General features: G+C 34.5%; 28 protein-coding genes. 5 read left to right on the top strand and 23 right to left on the bottom strand.

Annotated features, from left to right (window positions below):
• Positions 1-14: 14 nt before the first annotated feature.
• The gene (locus tag MJG50_RS13085) at positions 15-530 is read left to right on the top strand and encodes a YjcG family protein (protein WP_240256186.1); all 516 of its coding nucleotides are present in this window, start codon (positions 15-17) and stop codon (positions 528-530) included.
• Between the two features lie 7 nt (positions 531-537).
• Entirely contained in the window at positions 538-963 is a 426-nt protein-coding gene (locus MJG50_RS13080; RefSeq protein ID WP_240256185.1) for a GNAT family N-acetyltransferase, read from the top strand.
• Positions 964-997: 34 nt separating this feature from the next.
• On the opposite strand, the gene MJG50_RS13075 is transcribed toward MJG50_RS13080, so the two are convergent.
• The 11 genes from MJG50_RS13075 to MJG50_RS13025 all read right to left on the bottom strand — a co-directional run bounded on the left by MJG50_RS13075 (position 998) and on the right by MJG50_RS13025 (position 6,002).
• Complete coding sequence (locus MJG50_RS13075; protein ID WP_240256184.1) at positions 998-1,243, bottom strand: hypothetical protein; 246 nt, start codon at positions 1,241-1,243, stop codon at positions 998-1,000.
• 134 nt (positions 1,244-1,377) lie between these two features.
• On the bottom strand, positions 1,378-1,632 hold the full coding sequence (gene spoVIF, locus MJG50_RS13070) for a sporulation-specific transcription regulator SpoVIF (protein ID WP_240256183.1): 255 nt from the start codon (positions 1,630-1,632) through the stop codon (positions 1,378-1,380).
• Between the two features lie 127 nt (positions 1,633-1,759).
• Positions 1,760-1,900 carry a YjcZ family sporulation protein gene (locus MJG50_RS13065; RefSeq protein ID WP_240256209.1) on the bottom strand — a complete coding sequence of 47 codons (141 nt, stop codon included), beginning with the start codon at positions 1,898-1,900 and terminating at the stop codon, positions 1,760-1,762.
• A gap of 92 nt (positions 1,901-1,992) precedes the next feature.
• Entirely contained in the window at positions 1,993-2,232 is a 240-nt protein-coding gene (locus tag MJG50_RS13060) for a hypothetical protein (protein WP_240256182.1), read from the bottom strand.
• A 71-nt stretch (positions 2,233-2,303) separates the two neighbouring features.
• Positions 2,304-3,173: a DUF421 domain-containing protein gene (locus tag MJG50_RS13055; RefSeq protein WP_240256181.1), complete on the bottom strand. Its 870-nt coding sequence runs from the start codon at positions 3,171-3,173 to the stop codon at positions 2,304-2,306.
• 16 nt (positions 3,174-3,189) lie between these two features.
• Positions 3,190-3,396 carry a DUF1657 domain-containing protein gene (locus MJG50_RS13050; protein ID WP_240256180.1) on the bottom strand — a complete coding sequence of 69 codons (207 nt, stop codon included), beginning with the start codon at positions 3,394-3,396 and terminating at the stop codon, positions 3,190-3,192.
• A gap of 13 nt (positions 3,397-3,409) precedes the next feature.
• The gene (gene spoVAE, locus MJG50_RS13045; protein ID WP_240256179.1) at positions 3,410-3,766 is read right to left on the bottom strand and encodes a stage V sporulation protein AE; all 357 of its coding nucleotides are present in this window, start codon (positions 3,764-3,766) and stop codon (positions 3,410-3,412) included.
• Between the two features lies 1 nt (position 3,767).
• Positions 3,768-4,778, bottom strand: a complete 1,011-nt coding sequence (spoVAD, locus tag MJG50_RS13040) for a stage V sporulation protein AD (protein WP_240256178.1) — start codon at positions 4,776-4,778, stop codon at positions 3,768-3,770.
• A 1-nt stretch (position 4,779) separates the two neighbouring features.
• Positions 4,780-5,259, bottom strand: a complete 480-nt coding sequence (gene spoVAC, locus MJG50_RS13035; RefSeq protein WP_240256177.1) for a stage V sporulation protein AC — start codon at positions 5,257-5,259, stop codon at positions 4,780-4,782.
• Positions 5,260-5,273: 14 nt separating this feature from the next.
• A complete protein-coding gene (locus MJG50_RS13030) occupies positions 5,274-5,735 on the bottom strand; it encodes a YhcN/YlaJ family sporulation lipoprotein (RefSeq protein WP_240256176.1) in 462 nt (153 codons plus the stop codon).
• 63 nt (positions 5,736-5,798) lie between these two features.
• On the bottom strand, positions 5,799-6,002 hold the full coding sequence (locus tag MJG50_RS13025) for a DUF1657 domain-containing protein (RefSeq protein WP_240256175.1): 204 nt from the start codon (positions 6,000-6,002) through the stop codon (positions 5,799-5,801).
• Between the two features lie 198 nt (positions 6,003-6,200).
• Here MJG50_RS13025 and MJG50_RS13020 point away from each other — a divergent pair, with 198 nt between their 5' ends.
• The gene (locus tag MJG50_RS13020) at positions 6,201-7,205 is read left to right on the top strand and encodes a DUF4855 domain-containing protein (protein ID WP_240256174.1); all 1,005 of its coding nucleotides are present in this window, start codon (positions 6,201-6,203) and stop codon (positions 7,203-7,205) included.
• Between the two features lie 104 nt (positions 7,206-7,309).
• Here MJG50_RS13020 and MJG50_RS22190 read toward each other — a convergent pair whose 3' ends face one another.
• Together MJG50_RS22190 and MJG50_RS13015 are read right to left on the bottom strand one after the other, a co-directional pair.
• Positions 7,310-7,432, bottom strand: coding sequence for a hypothetical protein (locus tag MJG50_RS22190; RefSeq protein ID WP_275695608.1), 123 nt, complete (start codon positions 7,430-7,432; stop codon positions 7,310-7,312).
• A gap of 81 nt (positions 7,433-7,513) precedes the next feature.
• Positions 7,514-7,930: a hypothetical protein gene (locus MJG50_RS13015; protein WP_240256173.1), complete on the bottom strand. Its 417-nt coding sequence runs from the start codon at positions 7,928-7,930 to the stop codon at positions 7,514-7,516.
• 225 nt (positions 7,931-8,155) lie between these two features.
• Here MJG50_RS13015 and MJG50_RS13010 point away from each other — a divergent pair, with 225 nt between their 5' ends.
• The gene (locus MJG50_RS13010) at positions 8,156-8,878 is read left to right on the top strand and encodes a BMQ_0737 family morphogenetic spore coat protein (RefSeq protein ID WP_240256172.1); all 723 of its coding nucleotides are present in this window, start codon (positions 8,156-8,158) and stop codon (positions 8,876-8,878) included.
• Between the two features lie 111 nt (positions 8,879-8,989).
• Entirely contained in the window at positions 8,990-9,817 is an 828-nt protein-coding gene (locus MJG50_RS13005) for a hypothetical protein (RefSeq protein ID WP_240256171.1), read from the top strand.
• A gap of 56 nt (positions 9,818-9,873) precedes the next feature.
• Here the strand turns inward: MJG50_RS13005 and MJG50_RS13000 are convergent, their stop codons facing one another.
• From MJG50_RS13000 to mgtE, 10 genes are all read right to left on the bottom strand, one after another.
• On the bottom strand, positions 9,874-10,779 hold the full coding sequence (locus MJG50_RS13000; RefSeq protein WP_240256170.1) for a BMQ_0737 family morphogenetic spore coat protein: 906 nt from the start codon (positions 10,777-10,779) through the stop codon (positions 9,874-9,876).
• Between the two features lie 148 nt (positions 10,780-10,927).
• Positions 10,928-11,599: an LSm family protein gene (locus MJG50_RS12995; protein ID WP_240256169.1), complete on the bottom strand. Its 672-nt coding sequence runs from the start codon at positions 11,597-11,599 to the stop codon at positions 10,928-10,930.
• 192 nt (positions 11,600-11,791) lie between these two features.
• Positions 11,792-12,715, bottom strand: coding sequence for a hypothetical protein (locus MJG50_RS12990; RefSeq protein WP_240256168.1), 924 nt, complete (start codon positions 12,713-12,715; stop codon positions 11,792-11,794).
• Positions 12,716-12,857: 142 nt separating this feature from the next.
• On the bottom strand, positions 12,858-13,214 hold the full coding sequence (locus tag MJG50_RS12985) for a DUF1360 domain-containing protein (protein WP_240256167.1): 357 nt from the start codon (positions 13,212-13,214) through the stop codon (positions 12,858-12,860).
• 82 nt (positions 13,215-13,296) lie between these two features.
• The gene (locus tag MJG50_RS12980; RefSeq protein ID WP_240256166.1) at positions 13,297-14,652 is read right to left on the bottom strand and encodes an arsenic transporter; all 1,356 of its coding nucleotides are present in this window, start codon (positions 14,650-14,652) and stop codon (positions 13,297-13,299) included.
• Between the two features lie 332 nt (positions 14,653-14,984).
• Positions 14,985-15,281, bottom strand: coding sequence for a hypothetical protein (locus tag MJG50_RS12975; RefSeq protein WP_240256165.1), 297 nt, complete (start codon positions 15,279-15,281; stop codon positions 14,985-14,987).
• Positions 15,282-15,437: 156 nt separating this feature from the next.
• Positions 15,438-15,638, bottom strand: a complete 201-nt coding sequence (locus tag MJG50_RS12970) for a hypothetical protein (protein ID WP_240256164.1) — start codon at positions 15,636-15,638, stop codon at positions 15,438-15,440.
• A 204-nt stretch (positions 15,639-15,842) separates the two neighbouring features.
• Positions 15,843-16,616: an enoyl-ACP reductase FabI gene (fabI, locus tag MJG50_RS12965; protein WP_240256163.1), complete on the bottom strand. Its 774-nt coding sequence runs from the start codon at positions 16,614-16,616 to the stop codon at positions 15,843-15,845.
• A gap of 123 nt (positions 16,617-16,739) precedes the next feature.
• Positions 16,740-18,587, bottom strand: a complete 1,848-nt coding sequence (locus MJG50_RS12960) for a monovalent cation:proton antiporter family protein (RefSeq protein ID WP_240256162.1) — start codon at positions 18,585-18,587, stop codon at positions 16,740-16,742.
• Positions 18,588-18,662: 75 nt separating this feature from the next.
• Positions 18,663-20,039 (bottom strand): magnesium transporter, encoded by a 1,377-nt coding sequence (gene mgtE, locus MJG50_RS12955; protein ID WP_240256161.1) that lies wholly within the window; start codon positions 20,037-20,039, stop codon positions 18,663-18,665.
• Positions 20,040-20,132: the final 93 nt, after the last annotated feature.

Genomic DNA, 20,132 nt, shown 5'->3' with positions numbered 1-20,132 from the left:
GGAGGCTAAAAAAAATGAAATATGGTATTGCACTCTTCCCATCCAAAAAGCTTCAAGATCTTGTGAATTCATATCGTAAACGGTATGACCCACACTATGCTTTAATTCCGCCACATTTAACACTAAAAAATTCATTTGAAGCATCAGATTCAGAGATTAAAGATATTGCAAAGCAATTGGATGCAATTTCAGATCAAGCCAATCCGTTCCCTTTAAAAATAACAAAGGTAAGTTCATTTTACCCAGTTAATAATGTAATTTATTTGAAAGTAGAGCCAAATGAACAGTTATCTAATTTGCATGAGTCTCTTCACTCTGGATTTTTTTCACAAGAATCTGAGTATTCCTTCGTGCCACATATTACAATCGGTCAGAGGCTTTCTGATGATGAACATTCCGATGTACTCGGCCAGTTGAGAATGCATAAAGTTAAACATGAGGAAGAAATTGATCGCTTCCATCTTCTATACCAACTTGAAAATGGCATGTGGACTGTATATGAAACATTCCTTTTAGGAAAGGAAAGCTAATCCTTATATGAATACTAGAATAGTTACAATAGAAAAAGAACGGCAAGACGCTTTCCATGTAAGAAAAATTGTTTTTGTAGATGAGCAAAATGTTCCATTAGAAGAAGAAATCGATCAATTTGAAGATGATGCAACACATTTTGTTCTATATGACGAGGAAAAACCAGTAGGCGCTGGACGCTTTCGAGTAATTGATGATATTGGAAAGGTTGAAAGAATTTGTGTACTTTCCACTCATCGGAGTAAAGGTGCCGGTAAAATTATAATGAACAAAATTGAAGAGTTTGCGAAGGAGAAAGGTATTTCTACTTTAAAGCTACATGCACAAACACATGCGGAAAATTTTTATAAGAAGCTGGGATATGAAACTGCATCCCCTGATGTCTTTCTTGATGCAGGCATACCTCATGTGACAATGGAAAAAGGAATATGATTGAAACAACCACGTTATTTGCAACGTGGTTGTTTTATATTCTTTCGTTAAAAAGGAGACCTTTACCTGTAAGTTCAGCATGAATTTTTTCAAAGATTATTTCTTGTTTCTTTGTTTGTGCTTGGCTAGTGATTAAGGGATTTGTTTGTTGTTGACTTGATTGAGTTTTTAATCTTAGTTTGTTAATTTGATGTAATTCAATATATTTACTTTGATATGGAGTTGTTCGATTTACATATTGAACAGATTGTTCATTATTTATTGGCAATATGTATCCCATCTCATATTCCTCCCTTCTTCTATCCTATACCCGATTTCTTATATTTAGAAACTAGTGATATATAACTATTTTTGTAGTATACCGACGGAAACTAACAGTAAAAAAGGTCTGACTTTTGCGCCAGACCAGTTTCATTACTTTTTATTGATCATTTTTGAAATCGTTCCGAAATCCATCTTTTCATTTCCATTTACAATGCTACTTACAATTTTATCCTCTAGCTGTTTCGAAACTGGCTTATTAGCAATTTGTGATACTCGTTGAATAATGGATCTTACTGTCTTTTCGTCTTTGAAATTTGCATTCTGCACAGAGTTTGCAAGCTGAAATACATCCTGCATATTCACGCCTGTTTTCTTTTCAATATTTTTAAATAAATGATTATCCATTTCAAAGCCTCCTTACATTGTCTAATATTCTATGAATCATATTAGCAAGTTGTGATGCTCTCAATTCAAAAAAATCAAAGTACGAGCCGACTGACTCGTACCTGAATACATTAGAGAGAGTTTGAGATTAGTTGTAGAAAGAAGCACCGACAATAATTAATAAGATAAATAATACGACGATTAACACGAAAGTAGATCCGCCGCCATAGCCATAACCGCCGCCGCTACCGTATCCACCGTAGCCACAACCACCATATCCGAAGCCCATATTTAGCACCTCCCCTTTTGAATGTACACTTATAAAATATGTTGAAAGGTCAAGTTTTGTGAGGACTACTGAACAGGGCATATGCGGAATTTTTATTTTGATTTTGACTCTCCAAATTTCCCTTCTATTTCAATTCGTTTATTTTCTAACCATTTTCCAAGTTGATTAAACCTTTTTTCAATTTCCCTTTCAAAACGAATGCTGTTCAAATCAAGATTAGTTAATTCCTTTTCAGTCTCATTTCCCCACTTTTGAATCTTAGCTTTTTCATTTTCATGTTCCTTAAAGTAATCTGTAACAAAACGATCCATCTCCTGATCAAATTTACTCAATAATAATCACCTCTCATTATTCAAGGTGCCTAACGCTATATGATATGAAAAAACAGGCTTTTATGAGCCTGTTAGTTTTTGAGGAGCAATGTCACTTTATCCTCAATCATTTTTAGTTTTTGGGCATTTTTTGTATACATAACTTTGGCTGATTGGGATTCTGTTTCCAATGCATATAACTCTAAGTCAGCTTGACATTTTTTAATCGAAGCAAGTAGGAGTTGTTTTGTCGCTGGAGGTGGAACTTGGATTTTATCGTCGTATAGGTCTACGGTTAATTGGCCATAACTGTCTACTTGAGCTAAAAATACATTTTCAATGGTTACACCCATCTTATCTAATTCTTCCTTTAACCAGCCACGATTCAAACGTGCAGTTGCCAATGGTTCATCTAAGATATTCCCGTCCATTATGACAGTTTGTGGTTCTTTAATAGAAGGTGGATTTTGAAAGATGTCTCCTACTGTTAATGGCTGTTTTTCTCTTTTCAGTAATACGTCTATACTCCCAGAAGGTTCCAAAGTTGCAAATTCAACATCAGCAACCTGAAAGACAGACTTTTTTCTTAATTGCTCTAATAAATCATCAGCAGAGTACTTTTCCTTTTTAAGATTATCCTCCATTATCTTCCCATTCTTAATCACAACCGTTGATTTTCCCTCAGTAAGATCCCGAATTGTTTTATTTTTTAATGCTACTAATGATACCATTGCAGGAACCAATAACCAAATCAATAAACTAGTAATACCTGATTGTAAATTTAGTTCTATATCCATAGATACATCTGCAGCAAGGCTGCCGACCGTAATTCCTACAATATATTCAAAAAAAGAGAGGGTTGCAATCTGTTTTTTACCAATTAATTTCATAATAAGAAATACTCCGATTATGACTGATATAGATCTTATTGCAACTTCAAGCCAAGTTGGCACTATTCTCACCCCTACTGCTCAAAAATTAGAAACCCTTATATTGAGGTTCTTCCATCTCTAATTTACCAATTCTCCCCTTGATATCACTGATGATCTCTTCCGTTGCTAGCATCACTTCATGAAAAGTTCGCTGTGCATTTTCATCACTAGAGGATAATGCTAAAGACTGAAAGCTTGCATGCATACTTTTTAGTCCTGCCAATGTTTGTTTAACCTGAGATGCTACAGTCAAAAGCTATCCCTCCCTACCCTTTCGGTTTAAATAAAAGAGCACCGATAAATCCAAATATAATTGCCGCCGATATTCCAGAACTTGTTACCTCAAACATACCAGTTAAGACTCCGATAATTCCATGTTTGTCAGCTTCTATTAGTGCTCCATGCACAAGTGAATTTCCAAAACTTGTAATCGGTATTGATGCACCTGCACCAGCAAAAGCAATTAATGGTTCATATAAACCCAATCCATCCAAAATGGCACCAGCTACAACAAGTGCGCTCAACGTATGCCCTGGTGTTAATTTAAATACATCAAACATAATTTGACCAATTACACATATGAGACCTCCAACAATGAAGGCCCACAGAAAAGACTGGAACATCTTATTCACCTCCATATTCAATCGATACTGCATGTGCAATACACGGAATCGTTTCATTTTGTTGAAAGGATATCGGGGAAAGTAGTGCACCAGTTGCTACAACTAGAATTCTCTTGAATTCACCTCTCTTCATCCTGTTCAGAATATGCCCATACACAACAGTTGCCGAACACCCAGCTCCACTAGCTCCAGCTAAAACAGGTTGATCATCACGATAGATTAAAATGCCACAATCCTGGAATTGCTCTTCCTTAATATCAATACCATGCTTATGAAAAAGATCTAACGATATCTCTCTTCCGATATGTCCTAAATCACCTGTGATTATTAAGTCATAATAAGATGGTTCAATTTGAAGGTCCCGTAAATGGGCAATAATTGTATCTACTGCAGCAGGAGCCATTGCTCCCCCCATATTGAAAGGATCTGACAACCCCATATCAACAACTCTTCCAATCGTTGCCGATGTTACCTTTGGTCCACTCCCTTGATTACTTAATACGGCTACTCCTGCCCCAGTCACTGTCCATTGTGCTGTCGGCGGTTTTTGACCACCATATTCAGTTGGATATCTGAATTGCTTTTCCACTGCTGCATTATGGCTTGCTGCACCTGTCATTATGTAATTCGCACCACCATAATTCGTTATAAAAGCACCAAGCGCCAATCCTTCCATCGAAGTCGAGCATGCACCGAATAGGCCAAAATATGGTGTTCCTAAAGTCCTCGCCGCAAAGCTTGTTGGTGTAATTTGATTAATTAAGTCCCCTGCTAAAATAAATTGAATCTTTTCCTTTTCTAATTTCACTTTTTCTATAGCCGTATAAAAAGCCTCCTCAAAAAGAACTTTATGAGCCTTTTCATATGAGTCCTCTCCAAGCCAAAGATCCTCGTGAAGGATATCAAAATCATCTGCTATCCTTCCATTTGCTTCAAAAGGACCTCCAACAGCTGCTGTGGAAATTATGACCGGCTTATTTTCAAATTCCCATGTTGCATGACCCTTAAGCATGTTATAATCCACCCCATGTTTTTAGAATGGTCTTAATAAGAGCTACGAGAAAGGCAGAGAATGTGCCAAATAAAATGACAGATCCTGCAAGCTTAAACATATTCCCACCAACTCCCAATACAAAGCCCTCTGTTCGATGTTCAATTGCTGCTGAAATGACAGCATTTCCAAACCCAGTTACTGGTACTGCACTACCCGCTCCTGCAAATTGGGCAATTCGATCATAAACTCCAAAGCCTGTTAAAAGCATTGCAATAAAAACCATCGTTGCAACGGTCGGATTCCCAGCAGTTTTTTCAGTAAAGTTAAAATTATAAATATAAAATAATTGAATTGCTTGTCCAATAATACAAAGGAAGCCCCCCACTAAAAATGCCTTTAAGCAATTTTTAAAAATTGGCCTTTTTGTTTCCCTTTCCTTTTGCAATTGATAGTACTCTTGCTGTGTAGGTGTAAGGTTTTTTCTTTTTTTATTCGCCATCTTTTCACCCTATTTCATGTTTGTTCCTCACTTAACTTTTTAATTCGTTTGAAGTCTTTTTTTATTTGATGTTTTGTTATATGTTCTTTTGCAATCTTTTTCTTTAATTTGGTCGTTTCCAAGAAAATTTTCAAATCGCTTGAAACAACTGGTTTATAATCAGGAAATTCTTTTTTTAACTTATCCTTAACTTTCTTTTCAATTTTGTTAAGATGAAATTTATCAAATTGCTTAACCTTGAAAGCCAAGAGCAATTTATGATCAATTGTAACCGCGACTGCACCCGTTACTTCATCCCAATTCACAACCTTCTTTTCAGCCTCTTCAGCTATTGACTGATTTACATCCCGATCATTTATTCCTTCTTCCACATCATTAGATTGAGCTATTTTCGCCTTATTTTCTCCACTTGTACAACCAGTAAGTAATAAACAAATAGTAAAAAAGTAGATTATTTTTTTGTACACAATACTCATTCCATTCATATATGTACTTCTTAAAAAAGGTTGGTATTAGGTATACCAACCATTGTATCGATATTATTGATTATATTGTGGTTCCTCCTGCATCATTTCTTGAACACGTGGGTCAAGCATATCGATAATTGCTTGTGTTTGTTGAGCGGCTTGTTGGTACGTTTGTTTAGCGGATTGGTTTTCAGTTTGAAGTGCAAAGGTTTCAAGACTTGCTTGAGCACTCTTTAAACCAGATAATGTTTGTTTCACTTGACTAATCACTGTCATTGTTCTTCCTCCTGTTTTTCAAGGTTATGTCATACAATAATAGGGTGTATAAACTGGATAAAATTATGATTACTAATTTTTCCCAACTTAATTTATATTTGTATAAAGTCATTTAACATAATTGGGGGAGCGTGTACTCACCTTTCGTACCAGTATTTCATATTTTGTTATAGGACATAAAAAAAAGGTGGGATAAGTTTGTCAACAAATGAATATATGTCAGCAGAAGAGATTGGGGTACAAAATCATATATGCCTGCTCCCATATGGGGAGGATAATGAAACCGGAATTAAAAATTGGACAGCAGAGGACTTGAAACCTTACCAATCATATTTAATGAATGGAGAAGCTGTAGATACGATGTTTAATGGTTTTATTTTTAACCAAATTAGTGGGAGAAAAGATCACTTTCTTTATCCAATGTATTCTGATTTTGGCTTATTAGCTGAAAAAAGAGATTGGAGAATTTCTTTAAAACGATTATTTTTTAAAGGATTTAATTTTGATGCTATTGCTAGGAACACAAAAAAGGGAAAAAAGACGGATATATGGGTTACAATGCCCTATCCCAATCTAACCCAAACAAAATTTGGTAAAGTAAACGGTGAAATATTAAATTTTAAAGAAGAAAATAGTAGATTGAAAGCTATAAAGTGGTGGATAAAAAAGTTTTTAAATAAATGGGATAATGCTCAGCATTTACATGAAAAATTAGATTTCAAAGGATTTGTATGGCCACGTGCATCCATTGATGGAAATGATGAAATATTTGTTAAAAAAGTCAATGCTTATGTTCACGAAAATGACCTACTATCATTATGGCTTCAACAATATGGCTCAACTGGTTGTGTTGAATGGAAGGAATTTGGATTTGATGCATCCTGTACGAATCCTAACTTTTACGGAAAAACAGGACCAGACTTTAAATGGATTGCAAATGCCACAGTATTCTCCCGTCATTACCATACAGGTTTTCAAATCCTATTAGGCAAAGGAGTTCTTTTCAAAGAAAATCATTTGTTTGACTATTTAAATTATGGTGTGTACAACGAATATATGAATAAAAGTCTACTAGTATATCAATTTCCTAATCAAACATTACGTCATATATATGAAAACCATTTAAATGAATATAACTCTCTATATTCTTTCATCCAAAAAACCTATACTCCAGTATATCCAACAGCAGCGTTTCCATCATAATTAATAATAAACAGAGACTGTAACAATGTGAACGATTCCTTCCATTTTTACAGTCTCTGAATAATTTAGTAATCTACTTTTTATGAATATCTACTTTAATCGATTTACTCTTTTTGTGTCCTCTGTCCGCATCCACATCCACCAGTTTTTCTTTTCTTTTTGATTGATGGTTTTTTCGATGATGTAAACATTCTCACTTCAGATGAATTATGCTGTCTTTTTTTCATAATTTGATTCCTCCATAAGTCCATGTTACTTACAGATTATGAAATAGAATCCCAAGTTGTCACTAGCTCTATAGTCCATTTTTATTCCATCATATTGTCATTTTGTGAAAAAGAAAAAGGTGTACTGGATAGATTCCTTACACTATTTACTAAATCCGCATCCTTTTTGATTCGATTATTTTGATTAGAATTGCTTTGATTTGCTAAATTATTCACGAACCACGATTCAATCTGCTGCTTTTTACCTCCTTTGCTACTACTAGTCACTTTATTATTTACCGTAATTTCTTTTAAAATTATATTTTCTTTTTGAAGCTCTGAGACCTGATTTTTCAATTCCTCTACCTGTTTCAGAAGAGTCAATTTTTCCAATTCTAAATCCTTAAACCCATTCTGTTCATATTTTTTTATTAAAGCTGTATACTTTTTTATTTCTGATTGATAATGAATGATCTTTTGTTTTAATATAATTATTTCATTTGACTGATTACTCCTCAATGCTGCTCACTCCTGTCCTCCTATGATGAATCCCCTACAATATTTCAGGTTTAAATAGGTAGGGATATATACCACTAAGTTATGTATATGGTAAAAATTCCGCTTTTGTCACAGCACATTTGACTATCAGATTCATACTATACAGTAGCCCCAGTACCCAAAGGGAATTACTTAAATTTAAATAGTTTTCTATGGGTAAATTTTGGAAATTAGGAGGAAAAAAAGGTGAGTCAAAAGTATAAAGAAAAAGTCTGTATTAAGACACGTAAAGTTTTTGACTGGGTTACTCGTCAAGTTGAGATTCCAATCATCAACATGGCCGACGACAAACTAGATACAAATTTTAAATGTCGCAACCACAAAGATAAAGACTTTAAAGATGTCGATAAACTTTGTAAATTTCTATTAGAAGAGGGTAATGATTTTTCTGTAAGCTGCTTCCTAAGTAATGAAAAAGGTGAGAGAATTGACCCTCGCGATGAAGAAGAAATGGCATTTATGTGTAAAGAAATTGTACCAGGTTCTGGACGACAAGATGTAAATGTTACCCTTCCAAACGGCGACACAGTTGTTCTTCAAAGGGTAAAAGCCTTGGTGAAAGGATTTGTAGCAGTAGAGATTGAGAGTGCAAATGGTGACGTAATTTGCACTACTAAAGGGATTCCGTTTGCTACAGTACAGAATTTCCTTTTATGCGCACCAGAAGGAACTACATTAGATTGCCATGTCTCATTCTTTGAATGTGATGCAAACCTTATCTGTGCGGAGGATTTCCAACAATTAGATGTTGCTCTTACATTATGCCTAGAAGTTCAAATTGAAGCAGATGTAAAATTAGAAATCGAAGCCAAATTTTGTCATCCACGTGATGAGATTCTTGAACCTACTACAATTTGTCCACCAAACAAATTCCCGCAGCAGTGTCCAGAAGTTTTTCCAGCTTATTAGAGATCATTGGAGTAAGGCTGTTGATTATTCACAGCCTTTTTCTTTTAACTTAAATTTTCTAACTGCTACTTACATACATATATTATAAGGCTTAGTTAAGGAGGAATTTTCTTGAGCAGGTATCAGACAGATGATAGCTATTTAAATAAAGACACTAAGCTGCAGTTGCAGCAGAAAATTATACATTACCATTCAGAAATAATTTCCTATCAAAACAAAATAAAAAAAATGGAACATGAATTTGAAAAGGAAAAAATCCGAAATAAGTATCTTCAGGAAAAATTGCATGAAGTTCAACATACAAATCTTGAATCTTATGAAAAGGAAATTGCAGCACTACAAGCAAAATTACTTTCGTATGAAGTGGCTCTAGAAGAGGAAAAAAGTCGAATTCAAATACTAGAGGCAAAGCTTATCCAACCAATTCAAAATGTAGAGTCCATTAAAATTGTTAAAGCCGAGCCAGTTCTAAGAATGCAATCACTTTTTAATTACTCTTTTATAAATACACAAATTGAAGATGATGAAGAATCTTTTATATCAATTTTAGGGGACTTCATTATTGAAAACCTTGGTACAGTACCCCTTCATTCTCCAATCATATGCATTCGAATCGTCCCAATCAATGCCGGACATTTAAGTGGAAAAATAGCTATAAATCAATCAATTTCGGGAAGTCAATTTGAAGATTCGCTACAAGAGGAGTGGCAATTCGTCCACGAAAATTGGAAGGAGAAGGTGAAGGGGAAAGGGGAATACTGGATTAAGCCGGTTAAGCAAGTAACCTTAAATCCATCTGAAAGGATCATTTTTTCTAATTTCGAACTAAACCTAAAAAGAATAGTGGAACAAGGCTCAATCATTGCTGAAGGATTTGCATATTGTTCTGAAATTCCAAATGGAATCCCTGCATTAAATAAGATTATTTTGAATATGTAGGACAGAGTAAACTCCCTTCCATAATCAAGAAGGCATATTCTTTGATTATGGAGGGATTATTTGTTTTTATGAGGAGGACAAATGGATTTTACGGCATTATCCATTCGAGGTTTACATACCCTACCTTCCACTTTAACAAGTAGAGTTGCATCTACCATTATGCATTGATAGATTGTAATTGTAATCTTCACTTTATTACTCAACACATCATCTGTTGAATTTGACTGGACAAATATTGCACTACAATCCACATCTAAAATTTCACATGTTATTTTTGTCCCTTCAGGTGCCGTCAACAATACCTTGTCTTCTAACTGAATAGGAACTGGACTCGTCGTAAATATACGATGAACACCGTCGAGAAATGTGATGGCAACATAACCTACCTTCACTAGCTGTACCTTCTGTAATGTAACTGTATTCCAATCAGGCAGTGTTAAATCAACCGTCTCTCTTTCGTATTCTTGTGGAATCTCATGACAATGTATTGGATAATCATTCGGCGAATCAAACTGATGACCACGATGATCACATATTATGCTTTTGATATCTGAAGCGTGTAACCAATTTATAAATTGGTCTAAATGAAAGGTAATCTCTATTAATCCGATGCAGTCTCCTATCTCACCATCACATTCGATTTCAATAGCCCTTAAGTGTTCAACAGTAAATGACTCACAATCCCCTTCCAGTAACAAGTTTGATGGTTCACCATTTAGAATGACGGTCATTACCCCATCACAGCCACTCTCATAAAAAATGGTTACTGTTGCTGGAAAACCGATTTCATATCGCTTATTTATTTTCCAAACCACCTCTGGTAAACCTCTACAATTAACCTTAATTTCCTTGAAAATTGTTTCTATTTCGATGTCCTTCGTAATATCTTCCACTAACTCATTTGTTGATAACCGATACGTCCAGTCGGTATATTTAGTCACTTTAATTGTATGAGTTTCCATAGGTGTTATTTCATTGAGTGTCAATTTGCCCACACCCCCATCCCTATCAATATGGTATGTGATAATTATGGAAAAGTTCCATACTGATCATATTTCACAATCACCTGTTTAGTATGTAAATCATAAAGGAAACCATTGATGGTTTCCTTTATGAAAAATGTAATGTTTTAATATGCCTTGTATTAATAAACACTGATTCTTCTCTTGCTGTGACTAGTTCTATTACGTTATTTTCGATATTTTTTAGTTGTCCTATTTTATCCTTATCCTCCCCAAGATCATATACAACCATTTGCCCTTGTAATTTTTTAATCTGTTCTTCAAATGTTCGGGCTAATGTAATTCTAGATGGGTTAACAGGGAAGTTCTGTCTATCGAGTCCATAAGGAGTTTGATTAGGGTTATAAGGAATTAGCCACTTTAAATGATGGAATGGGATAAACATTGTTTTAAATACAGGGGAGTAGAATACGATGTAATCATTCATTAAATTTGTAACATATCCATGAATAGAGTTCTTTGAAGTAACAAAAATCTCAACAAATAATCCCTTTGCATTATTTACTATTTTTCTTAAAGAGATTTCATCAGTATGAGTGTTAATTGGAGTATTACCAGGATTAATAATTTCCTCTGTTTCATTAATTTTCGGTATTTTTACTTTCTGAATATGAAGGATTGGTATATAGTAAAAATCTCCTTCTTTCGTATACATTACAATAATGTCTGTTCCAATTTCGATAAGAATTCCAGTTATTTGTTTATGACCGGATATTTCCACCTCAATTTGTTCCCCTACATAATGGCTTAGATGTTTCAAAATTTACTCACCTCCACTACTAATAGAACTTGATACAATACAAAAAGTATCGGTACCTTTCGCCATGTAACACCGCATGTCGCAACGAAGAGACCGATACTCCTTTTTATTGCAGTTTTTAAACCAGGCATTTTCAGGGATCCTTTTTGTTCAACTCTAAAATTGTTAACATTCTTTGAGGCAAATTCCTTATTAGACCCTACTACGAGTATTTCCGCTAAACATTCTAATTGTATAAGTTTTTTTGCTATTTCCACTTTTATTATCTTGCTTATTCTGATTATTGGAATCATTAGAATTCTGATTTGAATCTTGGCTGTTGTCATCAGAATCTTGCTGTTTTTGATTTTCAGCATTCTGATTATTTTCGACCTTCAAAGCATAACTAATATTACGAATATGGAATGTTGAGATACGACAAACTTCTTTCTCACAAATTAGCACCAAATAGTCATCTGTACTCTCTGCAAGAACTCCCTTCATACTTTCTGGGCCACCTCGATTTATTGTCACCCATTTATACCTCATACCCTTTAGTAGATTTGAAAAAGTATCTTCTACTACATAATCAGGAGCTAGAAAATCATCTATTTGCATGTTTCTTACATTTTCTACAGATGCATTATTATTTTCATCTTCTGCACCATCTTCATCATTCGATTCTTTCTTCTTATTCATTACCAGGCTCAAACTTTTAACATGTTCTAACTGATAATAAACAACCCCATCCTTTTCAGTATAAAGAACTAAATAATCACTTTGCACATCAAGCAATCTTCCATCTCTTGCTTCAGGACCGCCACGGTCAATACGAACCTTATTGTCTATCATGACTGTGAGCAATTCTGAGAAACTATTTATTCCTTCAATATTTGCCATCGCATTCATGAGATCCTCATTATTGTCTGTGTTCATACTTGATGTTGTGTTTTCGATCACACTTTTGATATGGCTTGTTTGATAACTAATAACTCCCTCTTCAGCAGTATATAAAACCAAAAAGTCAGGTCTTACTGAGAGAAGTTGACCTGTTCTTGACTCAGGACCACCTTTAAAAACTTTAACAACCTTACCTTGTAAGGATTCAAGGTAATCCATACTAATATTTCCATTCATGGTGAATTTGCCTCCTTATTAAATATCTCGTTGGGGTGTTTATACTGTATCTATATGCTATGACAACGTATTGGTCCTAATCTCATGCCTATTTCTAAAAAAATAAGCATTTGTCTATAAATAGTTTTCTAACCTAGAACTCTTACCCATTAATTATTCTATCAGTAACAGTTTCAAAGATTGCAGCAAGACCAGCTATAGCTAGCACAATAATTAGTGGTTCAGTCAATCCCGGATGAAAGAGGAAACAAACGAATAAAAAGAAAGAACACCATATTCCAGTACACCAATAACAACTTAACAACTCACCTATCCAACGTCTAATTCCCGACCCCTTGATTTGAAGATATGATTCAATTGTCCCATCGGGAAGAACTGTATCCACTATTTCATGAAAAGGATGACGAATAAATGATGTAATCGAATCATAGACTATAAGTCTAGTTAGTCGAAAAGTAGCTAAACTGAATAAGATGAATTCAAACCATGTAATGTTCATTTTCCTTTAATCTCCTTCATTTTCTTTTAGAGTTAATGCGAGATAAACCATGTTATGCAATTAAATAGCTGGAATTAACTTCTTATATGAAAATAATCTGTACCCAGTAATAAAGTAGAAACAATGTTATAAATGTTGTCAATGGTATTACAATAATTGAAATTCTTAAGTAATCCTTCCACTTTACTTTTATTTTATTTTCCCTAAGAATATGCATCCAAATAAGTGATGCGAGTGTTCCAATAGGTAATAATAATGCTCCAATATCACTTCCAATAATATTTGCTAAATAAATGGTCTTTAATGTAATAGGATCTAGACCCATTTCTGTGAGTGTGATCGTTCCAACCATTAAAGCAGGATGATTATTAAATGTATTTGATAAAATAGAGACTAGTCCTCCCATTATAAAAGTAGCATGAAACAATCCTTGATTAACTATAGGTTCACATACCTTCACTAGTAAGTCAGTTAAACCAGCATTGCTAAGGCCATAGATAATGACATACATTGAGAATGCAAACACCAAGATATGCCATGGTGTCTTCTTCAAAAGGTCTACAGGTTTTTTCCCGAGCTGGTACCATCTAAATATGAGCAAGATTACTGAACCAAGAACTGCAACTAATTCAATTGGAATCGAGAGATAGGATGCAACGAAGAGGAGGCACCTTAAAATGAACACAAAGAGTAATATTTTTAACATAAATTGGGTACGTTTATTTTTTGTTTTAACAGAAATTCTATTTTTTAAAGGGTGGAAGTTTTTAGAAAAAAAGGCTTCTTCAATATCAAACGATGTTATTGGCAATATTTTGGGTAATGATTTTCTTACTAACATGAACATGGTCAAGGACATACATATTAACCCCATAGTTGCAGGAACAAACATCATCGCAGTATGCATATACAGTGTCATATCCACAATTTCTAATGCAATCAAATTAACTATGTTACTCACACCAATAGGTGCACTAGAAGCTGTTGCAATTAATGCTCCACTTAATAAATATGGAATCTGTTGATGTGGTTTTAGTCGGAGATTTTTCAGAAGTATAATCAAAATAGGTGTTGTAATTAAAATACTTCCATCATTATTAAATAAAAGAGTCATTAAAAAACATAACAACTGAATGTACCAGTATAGTCGATATCCCGATCTTCGCGTTAAATTGACTAATCTAGCCGCTGACCAATGAAAGAACCCAAAGCTCTCTAATGTTATTGCCATTACCATGGTAGCAATAATTGTAATTGATGCTCCACCAATTTTACTTATAATATCAGCTATATCATTTTGCGATACAGTACCGGTTAATATTATGATAATTGCTCCTATAGTTGCTGGCCACGCCTCATTTATACCACCCGGCCTCCAAAATATAATCGTCATGGTCATTAAAAATACACATACCGTCATCCATATTTCAAAATTCATTATGAATCCCCCCCTTCAAATGCTTCAGAAAGTCGTTTGTCAGTACTTGTCTAATACACTATATGTATATTCAACCCTATTAATATGGAACTAGTTATTCGACCAAATCTACTAAAAATGTACGCTTGCCATTCTAGTGAAAATGTACCTTTGGGAGAGAAATGAATAGAATTAAGCTAGTCAATCTGTACCTATACAATGAATGACCAGAATTTTGATAACGAAATATGTACCAAAAAAAAATGACTCTGGTATATGCCAAAGTCATCTTTGTTTTTATGTTATTTAATGTACCGAAGTTTGAGATTCTCAATTAATCTACACGCAGGATATTAACACCTTACATAAGTGTATACGGCTCCTGCTCCATCTTCATTTTGAATACTAGCTACAATTCGGAAACCTTGTTGATATAGGCAAGCGTTCGCATCGGTGAATGTTGTAGTACCAGGTATTATTTCACAGCAAGTGTCAAGCGATTGTAAAGAGGTATAAATGTCAGTTACCAAATTCCCATCATCAGTATCCCAAAAAATATTCACCGTCTCTCCAGCGCATTGTAGTCTACGATTAGCAACTGCCCTTGTAAATTGATTTATTTGTTCATTCATTTGGTCTTTTTTAGGCATTAAATCCCCTCCTTTCTATTTTTCCTACTGTATAATATACTAGTTCTCTATTTTGGATACGGCAAATATACCAGGATAAACGTATATTTCTAGAGATTTTATATAAAGAAGATTGCAGAAAGGAGTTTTTTATACAAGGCATTTGGACGTTCATACCTACTGAGTTCTATTTTTAATTTCATGAAGATATTTTTCAAACATTATGTTTTGATAATGCTTTAACAGTTTTCGATATTGCTGCTCTGTCAAAAAGTGTCTAGACTCACCAAAGTTGATTTTTAAAATCATATGTTCGAATAAATGATTCTCTTTCTGATTTTCTTCTTTTATCCTACTAAGTTTTATAACTTCCCCCATCATCATAAACCCCTTCCTGACCTTCTTTTATTCATTTATATGAAAGAATCTATGGATAAGCGACTATTTTTAATAAAATGATGAAATAACCTATTCCACGTTAAGGCCTAGACGTTGGGGCTAGACATTTATGTACAAAATTATACTTTCCTAAAAAAAACGTAGATTTATCATCAAAGATAAATCTACGTTTTTTAAAAATGATTACCCACCAATAATATGATATCCTGAGTCAACATGAATATTTTCACCAGTAATTCCACGTGCTAGATCACTGAATAAGAATGTTGCGGTATCACCAACCTCTTCAGGTGTAGTTGTACGACGTAATGGTGCTTTTTCTTCAATTGTTTTTAAGATTGTATTAAAGTCACTAACCCCTTTTGCTGAAAGCGTTCGAATTGGTCCAGCTGAAATTGAATTCACACGAATTCCATATTTCCCTAAATCACTCGCTAAGTATTTCACACTTGCATCTAATGAGGCTTTTGCTACACCCATAATATTATAATTAGGAAGGACACGCTCTCCCCCTAAATATGTTAACGTAACAATGCTTCCGCCCTCAGACATAAGGTCCTTGCTAGCTTTAGCTACAGCAGTTAATGAATATGAACTAATATTATGAGCTAGCAGGAATCCGTCACGTGTAGTGTTCATATAATCGCCCTCGAGCTCTTCTTTATTTGCGAACGCAATACAGTGTGCGATACCATGAATGACACCAGTATGGTCTTTAATTTGAGCGAAGCATTTCTCAACCTCTGCATCATTTGTTACATCACAAGGGAGTACTAATGAATTTGCTCCAAGCGAATCTGCAAGTTCACGTACATTTTTTTCAAGTCTTTCCCCCGCGTATGTGAAGATTAACGTTGCACCTGAATCGTGTAATGCACGCGCGATGCCCCATGCGATACTACGTTTATTTGCTACACCCATAACTACATATGTACGGTCTTTCAAGGATATTGTCATTATTTTAAATCCTCCTATTATAATAAATTGATAACAGTTATTAGTACCTAGTCATAAAATGAGTATATCACATCTTTTATAAAAGTAAAACCGTGACTTCTTGTCACGGTTTTACTTAGTCAGTTAGAATTCTAACTCCATCTTCAGTTCATCAACATATTCTCTTGAACCTGTTACAATTAGACGGTCATCCATTTTAAGCTCAGTATCTCCATGTGGCAGAATAGAATCCTTACCTCTGAAAATACGAACAAAAATGACATCACCTGTAAATGGAAAATTCCTTAGCATAATTCCATCATACTTGCTATTGTTCATATTAATTTGATGCAAAGAGGTTTCTTGGTTTGTCAATATATTCATGACACTTGGCGCTTCAATTAGAGCACGTAATAGAGTATTCGTTGACATAAGCAAGGAGAACACATCTATATTTTTTTCCTTTAATTCGTCACCAAGCTCACTTGTTTCAATTCTAGCGATAACCCTGTCTACTCCAAGTTCCTTAGCAAATTTTGAAATTTCAGCATTTATGGTATCATCACTGGTTGTAACAACTAAAATATCCACATCAAATACATGATTCTTCTCTAGGGTTTGGATTGTGTAGTCTGATAATTCCACGATATCAAATAATGAATCAGATGTGTTCTTTTCGATTTTTTCTTGTGTTATATGATAGAGAGTCGTATCATACAAACTTGAATTCAATTCGCGGGTAACAGGTAATGTCATTTGATTTGCACCAATAAATGCCACTCGGATAATTGGTTCTGCCGCCACCTGTTTTGGAAACAGCTTTTTAAAGCCAATTGGTGTAATAATACTCGTTATGACCGCGACCAATATAAGTGCACCTGACATGATACTGTCGATTACACCCATTCTCTCACCAATCGTTGCAGCCGCAATCACTAATGAAAGTGTAGATGTTAATAAGAAACCAGATGCAAGTGTCGTATTCCAATCGTACCAACGCCGCAAATAGAGAATCGGTATCATTTTTGAAATTAGAAGTCCAATAATTAACAATGGAATAAGCAATAATATTTTTGGATCACTAAAGAGTGCCCATAAATCAAGTTCAACTCCGACCATTACAAAAAAGATTGGAATTAAAAATCCATATCCGAATGAATCAAGCTGTTGGACCATATCATGATTCGGTGATAATAATGAAACCAACACTCCCGCTAAAAATGCACCTAAAATATTTTCTGCCCCAATTGTTTCAGATACAGCAACAAGAACCATAATTAAAGCAAATACAGCCCTAGTACCAATTTGGACAGTACCTCGTGACATTGTTTCAAGGAATGAGCGATGCATGAAATGTCTTCCAATGAAGTAAAGCAATACCCCAGCCCCAAACAAAATCAAGAGAAGCCACATATTACTTTCGCCACCACCATAAATAGATGCAAATACTGCGAGTAATATCATTGTTGCTAAGTCAGCGATTACCGCTATTAGGAGAATGATTTGTCCTATATTCGATTTCATAATTTGTGCATCTTTAAGTGTTGGAACTACTACCCCAAGGGAAATGGTTGAAATAATTAATGTCATAAAGAAACCATTATCAGTAAAACCAGTCCAGACAAAAATATAAGCTAACAATAATGACAATACAAAAATAAACACAAATATAATAGTAGAAACACCAAATGTGTTAGGAGGTTTTTTGCCATTCATTAACTTCCCATTCTTTTTGCCTCCAGCAAATGCTGAAAAATCAATTTCAACCCCACTTAAAAACATTAAGAAAATGAGCCCTAATGTCGATAAGGTTTCAAGCCACATATCTGGAGAAACAAGATCCAAGCCGCTTTTACCAATTATGATTCCCATAATAATTTCTGCAACAACTACTGGGATAATGCGAAGTTTTAACCTATGTAATAAAAGTGGGGTTAAAAACGCCACCACCATCACAATTACTAAAGATGTTAGTGAAGCTCCATGTTCCATCATATTCCCCCTAATAGATAATGGACAAAAAGCTCGGAAACGAATCCCTCCTTCCCTCACTCTTTGTCTTACTTATCAATGAATTAAATAACTCATAAATAATGAAGCTAAGCCAAAATAAATGATAATACTAATCAAGTCATTGATTGTTGTAATGAACGGTCCTGATGCAACAGCTGGATCTACTTTAAGCTTATGCATAATTAATGGAACAAACGCTCCAGCTAGTGTAGCAACAATCAAAGTAACAAAAATAGAAATTCCTACGAGTAATCCTAAAAAGAAGTCACCTTTCCAAATAAAAACAACACCTATGACAAGTATTCCACAAATTAAGCCATTAATTGCACCTGTAACGGCTTCACGCATTAATAGTAGAAACTTATTTTCATCCTCAAAATCACCAGTTGCGATTCCACGAACAACGACCGCTAATGCCTGTGTCCCTGTATTTCCAGACATACCACCAATTAAAGGAATAAAAACAGCTAATATTGCAACCTTTTCCAAAGTTCCCTCAAAATGTCCAATTAAACTAGCATTTAACATACCTAAGAACAATAGAATTACCAACCAAGGTAAACGCTTCTTTGCTGCCGATATTGGGCTTTTGTCAACAGAATCGACATCCGATATCCCTGCAAGCTTTGAATAGTCGTCAGATGCTTCTTCATCCATAACATCGATGATATCATCAACTGTGATAATACCTAATAAATGATTTTGAAAATCGATGACTGGTACTGCCAATAAATTATAGTCCTTCATCTTTCGGGCTACTTCTTCTTGGTCTTCACTTACAGAAACCGAAACAACCCTGTCACCCATAATTTCTGAAACCATCGTATCATCATCCGTGACGATTAAATCTCTTAATGAAATAACCCCGGCTAAATGCTTTTCTTCATCAATGACATACACATAATAGATTGTTTCTGCTTGAGGTGCTTCTCTTTTCAAAATATACATCGCAGATTTAACGGTTTGATTCGAATGGATTGCCACGTACTCAGTAGTCATAATACTTCCGGCAGTGTATTCTTCATAATGAAGAAGCTGTTTAATTTCGCCAGCTGCTTCATCGTCCATAATTGTTAAGTAACTTGCGACTTGATCCTTATTAAGCTCATTTAGAACATCAACTGCATCATCGGCATACATTTGTGAAAGCATATCAGCAACAAATGTTGGGTCCATTTCGGAGAGAAAATCTTCATACTCATTCTCTTCAATTTCAAGATTTTCAAAAACCTCTGCCATTTCTGTAGGTGATAAAAAACGATATAAGTGCATTCTAGCATCACTGGATAACTTAGAATAGAATTTTGCTCGCTCATATGGATGTATTTCTAAAAATAACGTTCGAAATGTATCAATATTCTCATCTTCAAGTGCTTGAATCAATTGTTCAACTTCTAATTGTAGTTGTTCCTTTTCATTTAATTCCTGCATATTATTTCACCCCCAAAAAATACAATTAAAACTAATTATCATATTTACATTTTTAATAATTGCTTAAACATTGTTGGTCAATTCTGATCCTTG

Source organism: Fredinandcohnia quinoae, assembly GCF_022427965.1.
In the GTDB taxonomy this organism is placed as follows: Bacteria; Bacillota; Bacilli; order Bacillales; family Bacillaceae_L; genus Ferdinandcohnia; species Ferdinandcohnia quinoae.
This window is presented reverse-complemented; position numbering and strand designations above follow the sequence as displayed.

What these genes read in the sequence shown, in the direction of transcription:
- MJG50_RS12985 (WP_240256167.1), bottom strand. Translation starts at nt 13,214, where the DNA reads ATGAACATTACATGGTTTGAATTCATCTTATTCAGTTTAGCTACTTTT.
- MJG50_RS13000 (WP_240256170.1), bottom strand. Translation starts at nt 10,779, where the DNA reads ATGGAAACTCATACAATTAAAGTGACTAAATATACCGACTGGACGTAT.
- MJG50_RS12990 (WP_240256168.1), bottom strand. Translation starts at nt 12,715, where the DNA reads ATGAATGGAAATATTAGTATGGATTACCTTGAATCCTTACAAGGTAAG.
- MJG50_RS22190 (WP_275695608.1), bottom strand. Translation starts at nt 7,432, where the DNA reads ATGAAAAAAAGACAGCATAATTCATCTGAAGTGAGAATGTTTACATCA.
- MJG50_RS12960 (WP_240256162.1), bottom strand. Translation starts at nt 18,587, where the DNA reads ATGGAACATGGAGCTTCACTAACATCTTTAGTAATTGTGATGGTGGTG.
- spoVIF (WP_240256183.1), bottom strand. Translation starts at nt 1,632, where the DNA reads ATGGATAATCATTTATTTAAAAATATTGAAAAGAAAACAGGCGTGAAT.
- spoVAD (WP_240256178.1), bottom strand. Translation starts at nt 4,778, where the DNA reads ATGCTTAAGGGTCATGCAACATGGGAATTTGAAAATAAGCCGGTCATA.
- mgtE (WP_240256161.1), bottom strand. Translation starts at nt 20,039, where the DNA reads ATGCAGGAATTAAATGAAAAGGAACAACTACAATTAGAAGTTGAACAA.
- spoVAE (WP_240256179.1), bottom strand. Translation starts at nt 3,766, where the DNA reads ATGTTCCAGTCTTTTCTGTGGGCCTTCATTGTTGGAGGTCTCATATGT.
- MJG50_RS13080 (WP_240256185.1), top strand. Translation starts at nt 538, where the DNA reads ATGAATACTAGAATAGTTACAATAGAAAAAGAACGGCAAGACGCTTTC.
- MJG50_RS12970 (WP_240256164.1), bottom strand. Translation starts at nt 15,638, where the DNA reads ATGGGGGAAGTTATAAAACTTAGTAGGATAAAAGAAGAAAATCAGAAA.
- MJG50_RS13030 (WP_240256176.1), bottom strand. Translation starts at nt 5,735, where the DNA reads ATGAGTATTGTGTACAAAAAAATAATCTACTTTTTTACTATTTGTTTA.
- MJG50_RS13065 (WP_240256209.1), bottom strand. Translation starts at nt 1,900, where the DNA reads ATGGGCTTCGGATATGGTGGTTGTGGCTACGGTGGATACGGTAGCGGC.
- spoVAC (WP_240256177.1), bottom strand. Translation starts at nt 5,259, where the DNA reads ATGGCGAATAAAAAAAGAAAAAACCTTACACCTACACAGCAAGAGTAC.
- MJG50_RS13075 (WP_240256184.1), bottom strand. Translation starts at nt 1,243, where the DNA reads ATGGGATACATATTGCCAATAAATAATGAACAATCTGTTCAATATGTA.
- MJG50_RS12975 (WP_240256165.1), bottom strand. Translation starts at nt 15,281, where the DNA reads ATGCCTAAAAAAGACCAAATGAATGAACAAATAAATCAATTTACAAGG.
- MJG50_RS13085 (WP_240256186.1), top strand. Translation starts at nt 15, where the DNA reads ATGAAATATGGTATTGCACTCTTCCCATCCAAAAAGCTTCAAGATCTT.
- MJG50_RS12980 (WP_240256166.1), bottom strand. Translation starts at nt 14,652, where the DNA reads ATGAATTTTGAAATATGGATGACGGTATGTGTATTTTTAATGACCATG.
- MJG50_RS13025 (WP_240256175.1), bottom strand. Translation starts at nt 6,002, where the DNA reads ATGACAGTGATTAGTCAAGTGAAACAAACATTATCTGGTTTAAAGAGT.
- fabI (WP_240256163.1), bottom strand. Translation starts at nt 16,616, where the DNA reads ATGACAATATCCTTGAAAGACCGTACATATGTAGTTATGGGTGTAGCA.